Origin of the sequence: Erwinia persicina (assembly GCF_014838825.1) — a bacterium.
Lineage (GTDB): Bacteria > Pseudomonadota > Gammaproteobacteria > Enterobacterales > Enterobacteriaceae > Erwinia > Erwinia persicina_A.
The window spans coordinates 25,033-40,307 of the sequence record NZ_JACYMO010000014.1 but is presented as its reverse complement, the minus strand read 5'-3'; the positions used below and the strand labels follow the sequence as shown (position 1 = coordinate 40,307).

17 protein-coding genes are annotated in these 15,275 nt (G+C 56.7%); 13 read left to right on the top strand and 4 right to left on the bottom strand.

Annotation, left to right across the window (positions count from 1 at the left end; all coding sequences use genetic code 11):
• The first annotated feature begins 34 nt into the window (after window positions 1-34).
• The 4 genes from IFU29_RS21000 (at window position 35) to IFU29_RS20985 (ending at window position 2,952) form a co-directional block, all read left to right on the top strand.
• Window positions 35-403: a diacylglycerol kinase gene (locus IFU29_RS21000; RefSeq protein ID WP_062748339.1), complete on the top strand. Its 369-nt coding sequence runs from the start codon at window positions 35-37 to the stop codon at window positions 401-403.
• Between the two features lie 106 nt (window positions 404-509).
• Window positions 510-1,118 (top strand): transcriptional repressor LexA, encoded by a 609-nt coding sequence (gene lexA, locus IFU29_RS20995; protein WP_062748337.1) that lies wholly within the window; start codon window positions 510-512, stop codon window positions 1,116-1,118.
• Between the two features lie 86 nt (window positions 1,119-1,204).
• Complete coding sequence (gene dinF, locus IFU29_RS20990; RefSeq protein WP_191935621.1) at window positions 1,205-2,527, top strand: MATE family efflux transporter DinF; 1,323 nt, start codon at window positions 1,205-1,207, stop codon at window positions 2,525-2,527.
• Window positions 2,528-2,742: 215 nt separating this feature from the next.
• The gene (locus tag IFU29_RS20985; protein WP_048917572.1) at window positions 2,743-2,952 is read left to right on the top strand and encodes a CsbD family protein; all 210 of its coding nucleotides are present in this window, start codon (window positions 2,743-2,745) and stop codon (window positions 2,950-2,952) included.
• 108 nt (window positions 2,953-3,060) lie between these two features.
• Here IFU29_RS20985 and zur read toward each other — a convergent pair whose 3' ends face one another.
• Entirely contained in the window at window positions 3,061-3,570 is a 510-nt protein-coding gene (zur, locus tag IFU29_RS20980) for a zinc uptake transcriptional repressor Zur (RefSeq protein WP_137270010.1), read from the bottom strand.
• Window positions 3,571-4,038: 468 nt separating this feature from the next.
• Here zur and IFU29_RS20975 point away from each other — a divergent pair, with 468 nt between their 5' ends.
• The 3 genes from IFU29_RS20975 (at window position 4,039) to pspG (ending at window position 6,911) form a co-directional block, all read left to right on the top strand.
• A complete protein-coding gene (locus IFU29_RS20975) occupies window positions 4,039-5,280 on the top strand; it encodes a conjugal transfer protein TraF (RefSeq protein ID WP_191935620.1) in 1,242 nt (413 codons plus the stop codon).
• 244 nt (window positions 5,281-5,524) lie between these two features.
• Window positions 5,525-6,520, top strand: a complete 996-nt coding sequence (gene dusA, locus IFU29_RS20970; protein ID WP_137270012.1) for a tRNA dihydrouridine(20/20a) synthase DusA — start codon at window positions 5,525-5,527, stop codon at window positions 6,518-6,520.
• A 157-nt stretch (window positions 6,521-6,677) separates the two neighbouring features.
• A complete protein-coding gene (gene pspG, locus IFU29_RS20965; RefSeq protein ID WP_137270013.1) occupies window positions 6,678-6,911 on the top strand; it encodes an envelope stress response protein PspG in 234 nt (77 codons plus the stop codon).
• A 225-nt stretch (window positions 6,912-7,136) separates the two neighbouring features.
• On the opposite strand, the gene IFU29_RS20960 is transcribed toward pspG, so the two are convergent.
• Window positions 7,137-8,117 (bottom strand): quinone oxidoreductase, encoded by a 981-nt coding sequence (locus tag IFU29_RS20960; RefSeq protein ID WP_191935619.1) that lies wholly within the window; start codon window positions 8,115-8,117, stop codon window positions 7,137-7,139.
• Between the two features lie 101 nt (window positions 8,118-8,218).
• Here IFU29_RS20960 and dnaB point away from each other — a divergent pair, with 101 nt between their 5' ends.
• The 6 genes from dnaB to IFU29_RS20930 all read left to right on the top strand — a co-directional run bounded on the left by dnaB (window position 8,219) and on the right by IFU29_RS20930 (window position 13,321).
• Window positions 8,219-9,646: a replicative DNA helicase gene (gene dnaB, locus IFU29_RS20955; protein ID WP_062748321.1), complete on the top strand. Its 1,428-nt coding sequence runs from the start codon at window positions 8,219-8,221 to the stop codon at window positions 9,644-9,646.
• Between the two features lie 198 nt (window positions 9,647-9,844).
• Window positions 9,845-10,324: an Lrp/AsnC family transcriptional regulator gene (locus IFU29_RS20950; RefSeq protein ID WP_191935640.1), complete on the top strand. Its 480-nt coding sequence runs from the start codon at window positions 9,845-9,847 to the stop codon at window positions 10,322-10,324.
• A gap of 255 nt (window positions 10,325-10,579) precedes the next feature.
• Window positions 10,580-11,197 carry a YitT family protein gene (locus IFU29_RS20945; protein ID WP_137270015.1) on the top strand — a complete coding sequence of 206 codons (618 nt, stop codon included), beginning with the start codon at window positions 10,580-10,582 and terminating at the stop codon, window positions 11,195-11,197.
• A gap of 74 nt (window positions 11,198-11,271) precedes the next feature.
• Window positions 11,272-12,465: an amino acid aminotransferase gene (locus IFU29_RS20940; protein ID WP_137270016.1), complete on the top strand. Its 1,194-nt coding sequence runs from the start codon at window positions 11,272-11,274 to the stop codon at window positions 12,463-12,465.
• A gap of 116 nt (window positions 12,466-12,581) precedes the next feature.
• On the top strand, window positions 12,582-13,001 hold the full coding sequence (locus tag IFU29_RS20935) for a secondary thiamine-phosphate synthase enzyme YjbQ (RefSeq protein WP_062748313.1): 420 nt from the start codon (window positions 12,582-12,584) through the stop codon (window positions 12,999-13,001).
• A 2-nt stretch (window positions 13,002-13,003) separates the two neighbouring features.
• Window positions 13,004-13,321, top strand: coding sequence for an MmcQ/YjbR family DNA-binding protein (locus IFU29_RS20930; protein WP_062748311.1), 318 nt, complete (start codon window positions 13,004-13,006; stop codon window positions 13,319-13,321).
• Window positions 13,322-13,398: 77 nt separating this feature from the next.
• Here IFU29_RS20930 and IFU29_RS20925 read toward each other — a convergent pair whose 3' ends face one another.
• Together IFU29_RS20925 and IFU29_RS20920 are read right to left on the bottom strand one after the other, a co-directional pair.
• Window positions 13,399-14,520: a M20 family metallopeptidase gene (locus IFU29_RS20925; RefSeq protein WP_191935618.1), complete on the bottom strand. Its 1,122-nt coding sequence runs from the start codon at window positions 14,518-14,520 to the stop codon at window positions 13,399-13,401.
• Window positions 14,520-15,275, bottom strand: a complete 756-nt coding sequence (locus IFU29_RS20920) for a glutamine amidotransferase (RefSeq protein ID WP_191935639.1) — start codon at window positions 15,273-15,275, stop codon at window positions 14,520-14,522. Before IFU29_RS20920 ends, IFU29_RS20925 begins: the two co-directional genes overlap by 1 nt.

Sequence of the window (15,275 nt, the reverse complement as noted above, 5' to 3'; positions counted from 1 at the left end):
ATTGACGTTAAACTTCTCAAAGGGTTCCCTGATTATGGCAAATAATGTCACCGGACTGACACGAATCATAAAAGCGGCTGGCTACTCGTGGAAAGGCATCCGCGCGGCCTGGCAGCATGAAGCGGCCTTTCGCCAGGAAGCCGTGGCGGCCATTATCGCTATTGCCATCGCCGTCTGGCTGGACGTCGATGCGGTCACCCGGGTGTTGCTGATAGGGTCGGTGGTGATGGTGATTATTGTGGAAATCCTCAACAGCGCCATCGAAGCCGTCGTTGACCGTATCGGCAGTGAAATTCATCCGCTGGCCGGGCGGGCGAAAGACATGGGGTCTGCGGCGGTACTGTTGGCTATCTTGCTGGCCATGTTTGTCTGGATCATGCTGTTAGTGCCGCATTTGCGATGAGTTTTCCAAAAATCGCCACAAACGGCATTTCGCCCAACTTTAGGTTTTCAATGTCTAAATACCTGTATATACTCACAGTCGACTGTATAAACAACCAGGGGGCGGGATGAAAGCACTAACGGCAAGGCAGCAGCAGGTCTATGACCTGATTCGCGACCACATTAATCAAACCGGCATGCCACCAACGCGCGCGGAGATTGCTGCGCAGCTCGGTTTCCGTTCCCCGAATGCGGCTGAAGAACACCTGAAAGCGTTAGCGCGTAAAGGCGTGATTGAGATCGTATCCGGTGCGTCGCGCGGTATTCGCCTGATGATGGAAGAAGAAGACGGTCTTCCACTGATTGGCCGTGTCGCAGCAGGTGAACCTCTGCTGGCAGAACAGCATATTGAAGGCCACTATAAGGTTGACCCTGACCTGTTTAAGCCCGGCGCAGACTTCCTGCTGCGTGTCAGCGGAATGTCGATGAAAGACATCGGCATTATGGACGGCGATCTGTTAGCCGTGCATAAAACAGAAGATGTGCGCAATGGCCAGGTCGTGGTGGCGCGCATTGACGATGAAGTGACGGTAAAGCGTCTGAAAAGGCAGGGAAATACGGTGCAACTGCTGCCCGAAAACCCGGACTTCAAACCGATCATCGTTGACCTGCGCCAGCAGACGCTGACGATCGAAGGCCTGGCTGTCGGTGTGATCCGCAACGGCAACTGGCTGTAACCGGTACTTCACTCCCCGCTAAATGCTGTGTGCTGCTTAAGTGGCGCACAGCATCGTCAGTGAGGGTTTTTCGCTGATGGACTCCGATGACACTGCTCACCCCCGCAGATAAAAGCCTCTGGCGGCTCGCCCTGCCGATGATCCTCTCTAATATCACTGTGCCTCTGCTAGGCCTGGTCGATACAGCCGTGATTGGCCATCTCGACAGTCCCACGTATCTGGGCGGTGTCGCGATTGGCACGACTATTACCAGCTTCCTGTTTATGCTGTTGCTGTTTTTACGCATGAGCACCACCGGCCTGACGGCACAGGCTTTTGGCGCTAACGATAAACAGGCCCTGGCGCGTGCGCTGATGCAGCCGCTGCTGCTGGCACTTTGTGCCGGGCTGCTGTTTGTTGTGCTGAAGCAGCCGATTACGCACCTGGCGCTCGGGATAACGGGCGGTAGCGATGACGTCCTGCAGCAGGCCGCACTGTTTATGCAAATACGCTGGCTCAGTGCGCCGGCGACGCTGGCGAATCTTGTGCTTTTGGGCTGGCTGCTTGGCGTACAGTATGCCCGGGCACCGGTCATCCTGCTGGTCGTCGGCAATCTGGTGAATATCGTGCTCGACCTCTGGTTTGTCATCAGGCTGAAGTGGGGCGTGCAGGGGGCCGCAGCGGCAACGGCAATAGCGGAATACACCAGTCTGATCGTCGGACTGCTGCTGGTATGGCGGGTTATGGTGATGCGCGGTCTGTCGCTGCGCCTGATGTTAAGGGCCTGGCGGGGAGATGTGGCGCGACTGCTGCGTCTGAACCGCGACATCATGCTGCGCTCACTCCTCTTGCAGGTCTGCTTTGCCTCGCTGACCCTGTTTGGCGCACGCCTCGGCAATGACGTCGTGGCGGTCAATGCCGTACTGCTGATGTTTCTTACTTTCACTGCTTACGCGCTGGACGGTTTCGCCTATGCGGTGGAAGCCTGTTCCGGTGAAGCGTATGGTGCGCGCAACAGCCGGCAGTTACTGAGCGTGTGGCATGCGGCCTGTCGGCAGTCTCTGGTGGTTGCGCTGGGGTTCTCCCTGCTTTATGCCCTGGCGGGTGAGCACATTGTCGCGCTACTGACCTCCCTTGAACCGCTGCGCCAGCTTGCCGACCAGTATTTGTGGTGGCAGGTGGTGATGCCGCTGGCGGGCGTGGGCTGCTATCTGCTGGATGGGATGTTCATTGGCGCAACCCGCGCCAGGGAGATGCGCAACAGTATGGCAGTCGCCGCGCTGGGCTTTGGACTGACGCTGTGCAGCGTTCCCTGGCTGGGGAATCACGGCCTGTGGCTGGCTATCACGCTGTTTCTGCTGCTGCGCGGTGTCACGCTGTGGGCGGTCTGGCGGCGGCACTGGCGTAACGGCACGTGGTTTATGCCCTGAAACATTTTCTTACGTAAGGTACCGCTTCGCCAGCTTACTGATTTGGCTCTTTTTTTAGGGTTTTTCAGTACGACAGACAGGGTGTTTACGGCTTGAGTGCGATTTCTCTACTACAATTATCTCTGTGTCAGGCAATTAACCAGATAATTATCTGGCTAATCAGCCCAACTCCGAGCTGTTAAAGCTGTTTTAACCCAAGGTAGAGGAATCACATTATGAATAAAGACGAAGCCGGCGGTAACTGGAAACAGTTTAAAGGTAAAGTGAAAGAACAATGGGGTAAGCTGACTGACGATGACCTGACCGTGGTTGAAGGTAAACGCGATCAGTTAGTGGGTAAAATTCAGGAGCGTTACGGCTATCAGAAAGATCAGGCCGAAAAAGAATTGAAAGACTGGGAAACACGTAACGACCATCGCTGGTAATACAGCGGTACGTTAAGCTCCAGGCTCCTACCCGGCACAAGGACTGTGCCAACCCTTATTCCGCAGTTCTCCCCCCGTACTTCCTGTACCGTCCTTCACTTTTTCTTGCTAGCGTCCGCGCTTTTTTCCCTGCACGGTATGATCGTGCTGGCACGCATCCGGATGAGTGCAGGCTTCGATTTCCCCACATTGCTGACAGAAACCATGTGCTTCTATAACGCTGTGAGCCAGGGTAAAACCGGTTTTCAGGGCCAGCGATTTCAATATGTCTTCCACCCCATCGGCGTGCTGTTCCGTCACTGACCCACAGCGATCGCAAATCAGCATGGCTGAGGTGTGCGAGGGTTCTTCAAAATGGTGGCAGACAACATAGCTGTTGGTCGACTCCACGCGGTGGATAAAACCCTGTTCCAGCAAAAAATCCAGCGCCCGGTAAATGGTGGGGGGTTTCGCCTGAGGCTCGGAGTGGCGCAGAAGATCGAGCAAATCATAGGCACTGATCGCCCCATTCTGCTCACTCATCAGCCGCAATACTTCAAGCCGCTGCGGCGTCAGGCGCACACTGCGTTCCTGACAGATGGCTTCCGCCTGCGACAGGATTTTTTCAGCGCTGGTCATATTCATTGTTCCCCCTCAGGCCATAACAGGATGTTATTTTATCACATCTGTAACAAAACACCGAGTCGTGCCTTCCGGCAGCCGCCGGGGCGAAGGGAGGAAAGGTTGCACTCCAGAAAAGAATGGTATTGCTGATAAGCGCATAAGATAAAGAAAATTTAACCATTGGCATCCGGGTGCCAGGGCCAGTCAATAATGATTCAGTCGGGCTAATCTTATTTGCGCTGCTTAAGCTTCGTGTCTACCTTTTGCATAGGGCTCGTTGCGTTTGGCATTGGAATAACAGATGCAGAACGTTCAACTGTTAGCATGATAACAGATTAAGAAAATGGCAATGACCTGATAAGCCCACTCATCTTCTCTTAATTCACAGCAATGAAATGTCGCCTTTATGTTCATTATTCAGGCATTCAGTTATGCGTTTTTTACGCATTTTCTTTTTCATTATCTATGGTGGGTTTCGGGTCAATGGCACATAAATTTAATGCACTCAGCGGTTTTTACCGTCCGGTCGTCTTGCCCGCTCTGCTGCTGGCACCACTCAGTGGCCTGGCTGCCGGTAACTATTTTGATGCCCGCAATGATGCCATGGGGGGAACCGGCGTGGCCTCGTCCTCTTATGGTTCGGCAGTGCTGGCCAACCCGGCTCTGATGACCAAAGCCCTGCCGGAAGACTCGGTGAGTATTGTTCTGCCTGCTGTCGGTGCGCAGATCAGCGATAAGGGCAAGCTGGTCGATAAAGTGGATGATCTGACGGATGCCGTGGATGGATATAAGGACCTGGCGAATAACTTTGTCTTCCCCAACGATATTCCACGCCTGCAGGGTGCAGCAGGAGATTTAGCCAACCGCCTGCGGGAGATCCAGGGCGAAAAAGCCTGGGCAAAGGCCGGGGCGGCGTTTGCGGTCACGGTGCCGAATGAGGTTCTGCCTTTTGCGTTTGTCACCAAAGCCTATGGCACGGCATCAGTGGTGGCAAATGTGACCCAAAGTGATATCGATTATTTACAGGAAGTGGCGGATGGAACCCGCATCCCGCTGCCGGGGGATCAGGACAGGCTGACCTCTGAAGGACTGGGGCGTGCTGCCGTCGTCTACGACATGGGGATTGCGGTAGCCCACGAGTTTGATATCGCTGGCCAGCCAGTGTCACTGGGCGTGACGCCAAAGCTGCAAAAAACCACTCTGTATAACTACAGCGCCTCGGTTTACAGCTATGACAAGTCCGACTTCACCAACGGCAACTACAAAAACACCAACACTGGTTTCAACATCGATGCCGGGGCCTCAACCGACCTGGGTGACAACTGGACGCTGGGCCTGAGTGCGCAGAACCTGATCTCACGGGATATCGATACCAAAGAAGTCAGCGGTTACAAAGATACCTACCAGATCCGTCCGCTGGTGACCTCCGGTGTTTCCTTCCATACCGAGCGCCTGACCACCGCGCTGGATGTGGACCTGACCCCCACCAAACGCTTCAAAACGCAGGATGACAGCCAGTATGCTGCCGTGGGTGCAGAGTACCGCCTGCTGGACTGGCTGCAGCTGCGTGCCGGTTACCGTGCCGACGTGAAGTCCAACGACACCGATGTTTTCACCGGCGGTTTTGGCCTGTTACCGTTTAACAAGGTGCATCTGGATCTGGCGGGAATGGTCGGTAAAGACAACACCTGGGGTGCCGTTGCCCAACTGAACTTTACCTTCTGATCCGTTTTTGCTGCGGGCCGGCCTTTGCACACGCAGAGGCCGGCCTGTTTTCCCGTCAGTCGGTGTCCTATTCTTTTCCAGCCGCCTTCTGTCACGCAGGGGCCGATCTTTTTGTCGGCGTAACCCGTGCAGCCTGTGCAGGGACGACCGGAAAAAAAGGCCATCCGCTACAGGATCTCCCACCGCCGTGCTATCATTGCGCACAATATCGCCTCCCTTTTCTGATACAGAGTTAGCGCTTTTCATGACCGAAACATACCCTGCACATCGTTTTTCCATCGCCCCGATGCTCGACTGGACCGATCGTCACTGTCGTTACTTCCACCGCCAGCTGACGCGGCAGACGCTGCTGTACACCGAAATGGTCACCACCGGCGCGATCATACACGGCAAAGGTGACTACCTGGCCTGGAGTCCTGAGGAGCAGCCTGTCGCCCTGCAACTGGGCGGTAGCGACCCGGCGGCGCTGGCGCAGTGTGCGAAGCTGGCTGAAGAGCGGGGCTACAACGAGGTGAACCTCAACGTAGGCTGCCCGTCGGATCGCGTGCAGAATGGCCGTTTTGGTGCCTGCCTGATGGGTGAGGCGCAGCTGGTTGCTGACTGCATCAAGGCGATGCGCGACGTGGTATCGATCCCGGTTACGGTAAAAACCCGTATCGGCATTGACGACCAGGACAGCTATGAATTCCTGTGCGATTTCATCCGGCGCGTTGCGGAGCAGGGCGGCTGTGAGACGTTTATTATCCACGCCCGCAAAGCCTGGCTTTCCGGCCTCAGCCCGAAAGAGAACCGCGAGATCCCGCCGCTCGACTATGAGCGTGTTTATCAGCTCAAGCGTGACTTCCCGCAGCTGACGCTGTCGCTTAATGGCGGGGTTAAAACGCTGGAGGAGGCCCGACTGCATTTACAACATCTGGACGGGGTGATGATGGGGCGCGAAGCCTACCAGAATCCTGGCCTGCTTGGGCAGGTGGATCAGATGATTTTCGGCAGCAGTGCCCCGATGGTGGACTCTGTCGCGGTGGTGCGGGCGATGTATCCGTACATAGAGCGGGAGCTGGCGAACGGCACCTGGCTCGGCCATGTGACCCGCCATATGCTGGGCCTGTTCCAGGGCATTCCCGGGGCACGCCAGTGGCGTCGGTACCTGAGCGAAAACGCTCATAAACCGGGCGCGGGCGTTGATGTCGTCGAAAAGGCCTTACAGCTGGTCGCGGACAGGGTGCCAGCCAGCGTATAACATCGTCAAAATTTCACTAATTGATGATTAAATTCACCAGGTTTCAAACCGGCCTGGTGAACTCCTTCCTTAACTTTCAATAAGTTAGATTTCCTGCCGTCCTGGCACGTTTCTTGTAATAACTCCTTCAGAATTCCTTTTTCTGGAGCGTACCAATATGTTAGAGATCCTGTTTGTCATCGGCTTTTTTATGATGCTGCTGCTGACCGGTATTTCGCTGCTGGGTATCATCGCGGCGCTGCTGGTCGCCACCGTGGTGATGGTCGTTGGCGGGTTATTCGCGATTGTTATTAAATTGTTGCCCTGGCTGCTGCTGGCGGTCGCTGGCGTGTGGTTATATCGTGCATTCCGCAAGCCTGCGGTGAAGGAAAAACCGTGGCTATCCCGGTAATATCAACGAGTTGTAGATTTTTTTAGCGGCGTAATGCGGCGTGGATCACATCACAGAAAATTGCTTAGTGCCATTTTGCAATTAAACATATTTTTTACTTATGAATTCTGCCAGGATGGTTTCACTGAATCAACACGTATTCATCGCCGCTGACCCTACACTCAGTGCGAACAATAAAAAAGAAAGAAAAAGGGCCTCCTTCGGGAGGCCCTTACTATTTGTGGCTTACGGGATCAGCAGGCTTGAACCCTGAGTGCCGCGCCCTTCCAATACCTGGTGCGCATGCTGCGCATCGGCGAGGGCGAACTTCTGTGCTTCCGGCACATCCACTTTGATGGCCCGGCTGGCGATCAGCGAAAACAGCTCGTTACTGGCCTGCACCAGCGCATCACGGGTGGTGATATAGCCGTTCAGCGAGGGCCGGGTGACATACAGGGAGCCTTTCTGATTCAGGATCGCCAGGTTGACGCCGGTCACCGGGCCGGAAGCGTTGCCAAAGCTGACCATCAGGCCGCGACGTTGCAGACAGTCGAGCGAGGCTTCCCAGGTGTCTTTACCGACCGAGTCATACACCACGCGCAGTTTCTTGCCGTGCGTCAGTTCGCTGACGCGTGCGGCAATATCTTCTTCACGATAGTTAATTGTTGCCCAGGCACCGGCATTTTTCGCCAGTTGAGCTTTCTCTGCCGAGCCGACCGTCCCGATCAGATGCGCGCCGAGCGCCTTCGCCCACTGGCAGGCAATCAGCCCGACGCCACCGGCAGCGGCATGAAACAGGAACACCTCGTCGGGCTGTACCACATAGGTCTGACGCAGCAGATAATGCACCGTCAGCCCCTTCAGAAATGAGGCAGCCGCCTGCTCAAAGGAGATGACATCGGGCAGCAGCGCTACCTTATCCACCGGCACGTTGTGAACCTCGCTGTAAGCCCCGAGCGCTGACTGAGCATACACCACGCGATCGCCCGGCTTCAGCACGCTGACGCCCTCACCAACGCGGGTTACCACGCCGGCCGCTTCGGTGCCCAGTCCGCCAGGGAGCGGAGACGGATACAAGCCGCAGCGGACGTAGGTATCAATATAGTTAATGCCAATCGCTTTGTTCTCAACCTGCACTTCGCCCGGGGCCGGATCGGGCACATCAAACTCGACCAGGTGCATCACTTCGGGTGCGCCGTGCTGGCTGATTTGTATACGTTTCGCCATGTTCACTCCTGTGGATTTCGCCGCGATGAGGGGGAGGACGGCAGCCATGCAAACGGGTATACTTGCGCGTCCCCCCACAAGATTTTTGGTATCGCATCACTATGGCAGGAAATAAACCCACCAACAAATCCTACGAAAAATCCGCTGAGAACCGTGAGCCGCGTGACCGCCAGATGGAAGGTCTGAAGCTGCCTCCGCACTCGCTGGAAGCTGAACAGTCGGTGTTGGGCGGTTTAATGCTGGATAACGAACGCTGGGATAACGTTGCCGAGCGCGTGGTGGCGAAAGACTTCTTCAGCCGTCCGCACCGGATGATCTTCGCAGAGATGCAGCGACTGCTGGAGTTGGGGAAACCCATCGACCTGATCACCCTGTCCGAGTCGATGGAAACGAAGGGTGAACTGAGTATGGTGGGCGGCTTTGCCTACCTGGCCGAGCTATCCAAAAATACGCCAAGCGCCGCCAACATCGGCGCGTATGCGGATATCGTCCGTGAACGCGCAGTGGTGCGTGAGATGATCTCAGTCGCCAACGAGATTGCCGACGCAGGCTACGATCCGCAGGGCCGCACCAGTGAAGATCTGCTTGATCTGGCCGAGACCCGCGTCTTTCAGATTGCTGAAAGCCGTGCCAATAAAGATGAAGGGCCGAAAAGCGTCGATCAGATCCTTGAATCGACTATTGAGCGCATCGAGGCTCTTTACCAGACGCCGCAGAACGGCGTCACCGGCGTGGATACCGGCTATGGCGACCTGAACAAGAAAACCGCCGGGCTTCAGCGCTCCGACCTGATTATCGTGGCGGCGCGTCCGTCGATGGGTAAAACCACCTTCGCCATGAACCTGTGTGAAAATGCCGCCATGGAACAGGACAAGCCGGTGCTGATTTTCAGCCTGGAGATGCCCGGTGAACAAATCATGATGCGTATGCTGGCGTCCATGTCCCGCGTGGATCAGACGCGTATCCGCACCGGACAGCTGGATGACGAGGACTGGGCACGTATCTCCAGCACCATGGGGATCATGATGGAGAAGAAGAACATGTACATCGATGATTCTTCCGGCCTGACCCCCACCGACGTCCGCTCCCGCGCGCGCCGCATTTTCCGTGAGCACGGCGGCTTAAGCCTGATTATGATCGACTACCTGCAGCTGATGCGCGTGCCAGCGCTGTCCGATAACCGTACGCTGGAAATTGCGGAAATTTCGCGCTCGCTTAAAGCGCTGGCGAAAGAGCTGCAGGTACCGGTGGTTGCGCTGTCGCAGCTCAACCGTTCCCTGGAGCAGCGCAGCAATAAGCGGCCGATTAACTCCGACCTGCGTGAATCCGGCTCCATTGAGCAGGATGCTGACCTGATCATGTTTATCTACCGCGATGAGGTGTATGAGGAGAACAGCGAGCATAAAGGCATTGCTGAGATCATCATCGGTAAACAGCGTAACGGCCCCATCGGAACCGTGCGCCTGACCTTTAACGGCCAGTGGTCACGCTTTGACAACTATGCCGGTCCGCAGTACGACGACGAATAACACCACTCTGTGGTCGGCCGATAGCCAAGTCGGTCGCCGCATCAGTGTTTGCCCACCTGATAGTGCAGGGGCGACTCTTCTCCCGGTTGCCCCTGACGCCCACCCCGGCCATCGTAAAATAGTGTTGGACAACAACGCCATGAATGCGGTTATCTGTCTGTCAGCAGTCGCCTGAACTGACACCGGCATGGATGAATGATGACCCAGATTGATGATTTTGACCTTAAAATACTGACGTTACTGGAAGCCAATGGCCGCCTGACGAACCAGGAACTGAGTGATATTGTGAAGCTGTCGGCTTCCCAGTGCTCCCGCCGCCGCATTACCCTGGAGCAGGCCGGGTTGATCCTCGGCTACCACGCCCGGCTGTCGCCGGATGCCGTTGGCCTGGGCATGATTGGCCTGATCGAAGTCCGGCTGATCAACCACACGGCCGACTACGTCGAAAGCTTCCACCGCATGGTTGCAGAGCAACCCGCCATTGTCGATGCCTACAAAACCACCGGGGATGCCGACTACCTGCTGAAAGTGGCGGTGGCAGACCTGCCCGGTCTGAGCGCGCTGATCAGCCAGCTGGTCGCCGGGCATCAGAGCGTGTCGCATGTGAAAACGTCGGTGGTGCTTAACCGTCTGAAAGAGAATGGCATCATGTCGGTAAACGAAACGCCGCTGCGCTAAAACGGTGCGCTGACTGCCCCGTTTTTGTGCGTGAACAATGGCTTTCATGCGTAATCCGCGTGATTAAGTGTGCTGATATGCGCGAAGTAACGGAATAGCCCTCGTTTTATGCGCGATGTCGATATATAAAATTTCCGTTATTCAATGGGTTAATGTTTTGGCTCCTGCGGGTTACGCTTGCAGCCGAAGTCCTGGTGCGATTTTTGCAATGTATTCAGCTATTAACAGAGCAATCATCACCAGAGAATCAATCCAATGGATAACGTCGCACCACCATTCGTAAAAATCCCCCACACGCTGCTGGAAGATGTGCTGGCTATCCTGCTCGGGACGCTGATGGTCTCCTTTGGCGTCACACTATTGAAGCAGGCCGGAGCGCTGACCGGCAGTACCGCCGGTATCGCCTTTCTGATCAGCTATCTGAGCAAGACCACCTTTGGCCTCGCCTTTTTTCTGATCAACATTCCGTTTTACTGGCTGGCGGTAAAACGTATGGGCTGGGCGTTCACGGTCAAAACCTTCTCCGCCGTGGCGCTGGTGTCGCTGTTCAGCCACCTGCACCCCTTATTCATCCATTTTTCCGCGCTGGATCCCTTTTATGCGACACTGTTCGGTAACGTGGTGATGGGGATTGGGTTTATAGTGTTATTTCGCCATAAGGCCAGCCTGGGTGGGATCAATATCCTGGCGCTCTGGCTGCAGGACCGCTACGGGATCCGTGCCGGAAAGCTGCAAATGGCGGTGGATACCTGCGTGGTACTGGCATCGCTGTTTGTGGTGTCGCGCGAAATGCTCATTGCTTCTGTGGCGGGGGCCGTGGTGCTGAATCTGATTATTGCGATGAACCATCGTCCGGGCCGCTACGCCGTTTAGCCCTGCCTGAACTGACCGCGACGTCCGCCGGGGCGTCGAAGGATATCACTGATTATTTAATGGAGACGTGCACCGTGTTTCAAAACGTTGATGCCTATGCTGGCGACCCTATTCTCTCCCTGATGGAGACCTTCAAGCAGGACAGCCGGGCGCACAAGGTGAACCTGAGCATTGGTCTGTACTACGACGCCCAGGGCGTGATCCCGCAGATGAAGGCGGTGGCCGACGCGGAAGCGTTGCTGAACGCGCAGCCACAGAGCGCTTCACTCTACCTGCCGATGGAAGGTCTGCCGCCTTACCGCAGCGCCATCGCCCCGCTGCTGTTTGGCGCGGAACATCCGGTGCTGAAAGCGGGGCGCATTGCCACCATCCAGACGCTGGGTGGGTCAGGCGCGTTGAAAGTGGGTGCGGACTTCCTGAAGTATTACTTCCCGAATTCCCAGGTGTGGGTCAGCGATCCGACCTGGGAAAACCACATCGCCATCTTCGCCGGTGCCGGTTTTACGGTGAACACCTACCCGTGGTATGACGCAGAGACCAACGGTGTGAAATTTACGGCACTGCTGGAAAAGCTGCATACGCTGCCTGCACAGAGCATCGTTCTGCTGCATCCCTGCTGCCATAACCCGACCGGTGCCGATCTGACCGATGCCCAGTGGGATGAAGTGACCGCCGTGCTGCAATCACGCGAGCTGATCCCGTTCCTCGACATCGCCTATCAGGGCTTTGGCGCAGGCATGGAAGAGGACGCTTACGCCATCCGGGCGATAGCGGCGGCGGGCCTGCCAGCGCTGGTCAGTAACTCGTTCTCGAAAATTTTCTCCCTGTACGGTGAACGTGTAGGCGGCCTGTCGATCGTCTGCGATGATGCGGAGGAAGCCTCCCGCGTGCTGGGTCAGCTGAAGGCAACCGTGCGCCGTAACTACTCCAGCCCGCCTAACTTTGGTGCGCAGGTGGTCTCCTGCGTGCTGAATAATCCTGAGCTGAAAGCCAGCTGGCTGGCAGAAGTGGAAGCCATGCGCACGCGTATTCTGGCGATGCGTCAGGCGCTGGTGGAAGGGCTGAGCCTGGCCGTGCCGGGTAAAAACTTCGACTATCTGCTGCAGCAGCGCGGGATGTTTAGCTACACCGGCCTCAGCGCGGCGCAGGTGGATCGGCTGCGTAATGAGTTCGGTATCTACCTGATTGCCAGCGGCCGTATCTGCATCGCCGGTCTGAACCATAACAATGTGCGTCAGGTCGCAGAAGCGATGGCCGCCGTGATGTAATCCCCCTGCCGGCCGGAGCAAACCGGCCGGCAGTCTCCGCTTTTTTACTTTTCAGGTTTACCTTTTCGCCACTTGCTGCACACTTAACGCATCGGTTTAGTTAAGGAGTCGTACTTATGTGGTATCAGCAAACCCTCACTCTGAGCGAAAAACCTCGCGGTTTTCATCTGGTTACTGATGAAATCCTCAGCGAACTGCGTCGGTTAAGTGATGTGCAGACCGGACTGCTGCATCTGCTGCTGCAGCATACGTCTGCCTCTCTGACGCTGAATGAGAACTGTGACCCGACGGTCCGCGCGGATATGGAGCAGCATTTTTTGCGTTCCGTACCGGAAAATGCACCGTATCAGCATGACTATGAAGGGGCGGATGATATGCCTGCCCATATAAAATCTTCTTTGCTGGGCACCTCGCTGCTGCTGCCGATTAGCCGTGGGCGTCTGATGCTGGGCACCTGGCAGGGTATTTATCTGGGTGAACACCGCGTTCGCGGCGGCGCCCGACGGATTGTGGCGACGCTACAGGGGGACGATTAAGCATGAAGGTATCCGATCTACTGACGTACTGCATGGCCAAGCGCGGGGCAGAGCAGAGTGAACACGAGGAGTGGCAGGCGACGCAAATCAAAGCAGATGGCGTACTGTTTGCCATGCTGTACGACCTGAATGGCCGGCCTGCGGTGGCGCTGAAAAGCACGCCCGCGCTGGCAGAACTGATCCGCGATCAGCACAGCGACGTGCAGCCCAGTGAGCATCTGAATCCCTCGCACTGGAACACCGTACTGCTGGACGGATCGTTAAAGGACTCACAGATTTATTACCTGGTGGATGCCTCTTTTCAGCAGGTGCAGAAGTAACGTCCGGGCCAGAGGGCTGAAACAAGAGCGGCTATGGCCGCTCTTCTTGACCAAAGGTCTGATCCGTCCGCTCCGCTTCAGGTCTGCACCATCCAGTCCTGAATAATCTGGCCATACAGCCGCTCCGCCTCCTCCAGGCGAGACAGCAGGCAATATTCATCGGTCTGGTGCGCCATCGAGGGTTCACCGGGGCCGAGAATAATACAGGGCGGATGCCCGAGCGCCGGTAACAGCAGCGAGGCATCGGTAAAGTAGGGCACAATGCTGGGTTGTAGCGGCCGGTCGTGCAGCGGCTGGCAGCGCTGATACACCTGTTGGATCCACGCATGCGCATCGCTGCTTAATACTGCAGGCAGATCCACCAGGGTCGATATCGTCACCGTTTCTCCCAGCAGGGTGGTGAGCTGCTGGCGAATGGTGGCGTGCTGCAGATTGGGCGCGCTGCGGATATCCACATCAAAACGCGTGCGATCCGGCACCGAATTAATATTCAGCCCGCCTTCGATGCGCCCGACGTTCAGCGTCGGCTGCTTCATCAGCGGGTGGGGGGCTCCCGGCGAGAAAGTACGGATTTTACCGATGGCCTCTGCCGCCAGATAAATTGCATTGATCCCCAGCTCCGGCATTGCCCCGTGGGCGGTTTTCCCCCGCGTTTCACAGCGCAGCCACAACGCGCCTTTATGTCCGATAACCGGGTAGTTCGCCGTTGGTTCGCCGACGATCAGAGCCCCCACCCCGGGAAGCTGTCCCGCTTCAGTCAGCGCGCGGGCCCCGTCGCAGCCCGTTTCTTCGCCACCGGTGAGCAGCATCACCACCCCGCTACCGGCAAGAATGCTCTGCTTTTCGCGAACGCAGGCGACGGCAAACGCCGCGATTGCCGCCTTCATATCGCTCGATCCTCGCCCGTAAAGGCGATCCTCTTCGATCTCACCGAAAGGATCGTATTGCCATGCGGCACTGCCGAGGGGAACCGTATCGAGATGGCCGGTAAACGCCAGCGGCTTGCCGGGCCCTGTTCCGACCAGCCGGGCGACCGCATTCCACCGTCCGGTACCGAACGACGTCAGGGTGACCTCAAAGCCCTGTTCACGCAGCCAGTCGGCAAGAAACTGCATACAGGCCGCTTCGTTACCCGGCGGATTGATGGTATCAAAGCGCAGCAGCTGCTGCGCCAGTTCGCGGGTGCTGACGGCTTCCATCAGCCGCGCTCCGTCAGCCAGTCAAGGCAGTTGATCCACAGCTGGCGGTAGCCCGTCCATCTGGCGAACTCCTCCGGCAGCCAGTGCGCCGACATATCGCTGGTCCATACCAGCGAGCGGCCCTGCTGATATTCGCGTACTGCAACCAGTGGATGCGCAGTCCCGGCAATGGTGGCCAGCAGTTTGCCCTCTGGCTGCATCTCGACTTCGTTATAGCCCAGCAGCCATGGCCATTCAGGAGGCAGATCGTTAAACAGAGGGTGCGCTTCCGTCACACTGGCATAGCAGCCTTCCGGCGTTTCGATGCGGTCGTCCCACGCCAGGCACCTGACCGGCAGCACTTTCTCCACGGCAGTATTGCGATAGCGCGCGCCGCCGTTAATTCCCTGGAAGCTGTAATAGCCGCCAATCATCATCAGCGCGCCGCCAGCTGCCACATAGTCGTGGATCAGCGTCAGGCGGTTAGCGGTTCGGCGGCTTTTCAGCCAGGTATCCGGGTGCAGCAGCAGCGTGTTAGCCCCGATATCGGACAGGATGATTGCATCCCAGCTTTGCAGTTCCGCCAGCGTCAGCGGGAAATCGGTGGCTGCGGCATGGGCGGGCATATGGGTAATGGCGTAGTCACTGTCTGCCAGCGCGGCCATAAAATCGGTTGCTCCGCTGTGCCAGGTCGCTGTCGCAAACTGGTCGAAGCCTTTTACGTGCGTTGAGGTGCTGGTCCAGGACTCACCTACCAGTAAAATTTTCTTCTGCAT

What these genes read in the sequence shown, in the direction of transcription:
- IFU29_RS21000 (WP_062748339.1), top strand. Translation starts at nt 35, where the DNA reads ATGGCAAATAATGTCACCGGACTGACACGAATCATAAAAGCGGCTGGC.
- lexA (WP_062748337.1), top strand. Translation starts at nt 510, where the DNA reads ATGAAAGCACTAACGGCAAGGCAGCAGCAGGTCTATGACCTGATTCGC.
- dinF (WP_191935621.1), top strand. Translation starts at nt 1,205, where the DNA reads ATGACACTGCTCACCCCCGCAGATAAAAGCCTCTGGCGGCTCGCCCTG.
- IFU29_RS20985 (WP_048917572.1), top strand. Translation starts at nt 2,743, where the DNA reads ATGAATAAAGACGAAGCCGGCGGTAACTGGAAACAGTTTAAAGGTAAA.
- zur (WP_137270010.1), bottom strand. Translation starts at nt 3,570, where the DNA reads ATGACCAGCGCTGAAAAAATCCTGTCGCAGGCGGAAGCCATCTGTCAG.
- IFU29_RS20975 (WP_191935620.1), top strand. Translation starts at nt 4,039, where the DNA reads ATGGCACATAAATTTAATGCACTCAGCGGTTTTTACCGTCCGGTCGTC.
- dusA (WP_137270012.1), top strand. Translation starts at nt 5,525, where the DNA reads ATGACCGAAACATACCCTGCACATCGTTTTTCCATCGCCCCGATGCTC.
- pspG (WP_137270013.1), top strand. Translation starts at nt 6,678, where the DNA reads ATGTTAGAGATCCTGTTTGTCATCGGCTTTTTTATGATGCTGCTGCTG.
- IFU29_RS20960 (WP_191935619.1), bottom strand. Translation starts at nt 8,117, where the DNA reads ATGGCGAAACGTATACAAATCAGCCAGCACGGCGCACCCGAAGTGATG.
- dnaB (WP_062748321.1), top strand. Translation starts at nt 8,219, where the DNA reads ATGGCAGGAAATAAACCCACCAACAAATCCTACGAAAAATCCGCTGAG.
- IFU29_RS20950 (WP_191935640.1), top strand. Translation starts at nt 9,845, where the DNA reads ATGACCCAGATTGATGATTTTGACCTTAAAATACTGACGTTACTGGAA.
- IFU29_RS20945 (WP_137270015.1), top strand. Translation starts at nt 10,580, where the DNA reads ATGGATAACGTCGCACCACCATTCGTAAAAATCCCCCACACGCTGCTG.
- IFU29_RS20935 (WP_062748313.1), top strand. Translation starts at nt 12,582, where the DNA reads ATGTGGTATCAGCAAACCCTCACTCTGAGCGAAAAACCTCGCGGTTTT.
- IFU29_RS20930 (WP_062748311.1), top strand. Translation starts at nt 13,004, where the DNA reads ATGAAGGTATCCGATCTACTGACGTACTGCATGGCCAAGCGCGGGGCA.
- IFU29_RS20925 (WP_191935618.1), bottom strand. Translation starts at nt 14,520, where the DNA reads ATGGAAGCCGTCAGCACCCGCGAACTGGCGCAGCAGCTGCTGCGCTTT.
- IFU29_RS20920 (WP_191935639.1), bottom strand. Translation starts at nt 15,275, where the DNA reads ATGCAGAAGAAAATTTTACTGGTAGGTGAGTCCTGGACCAGCACCTCA.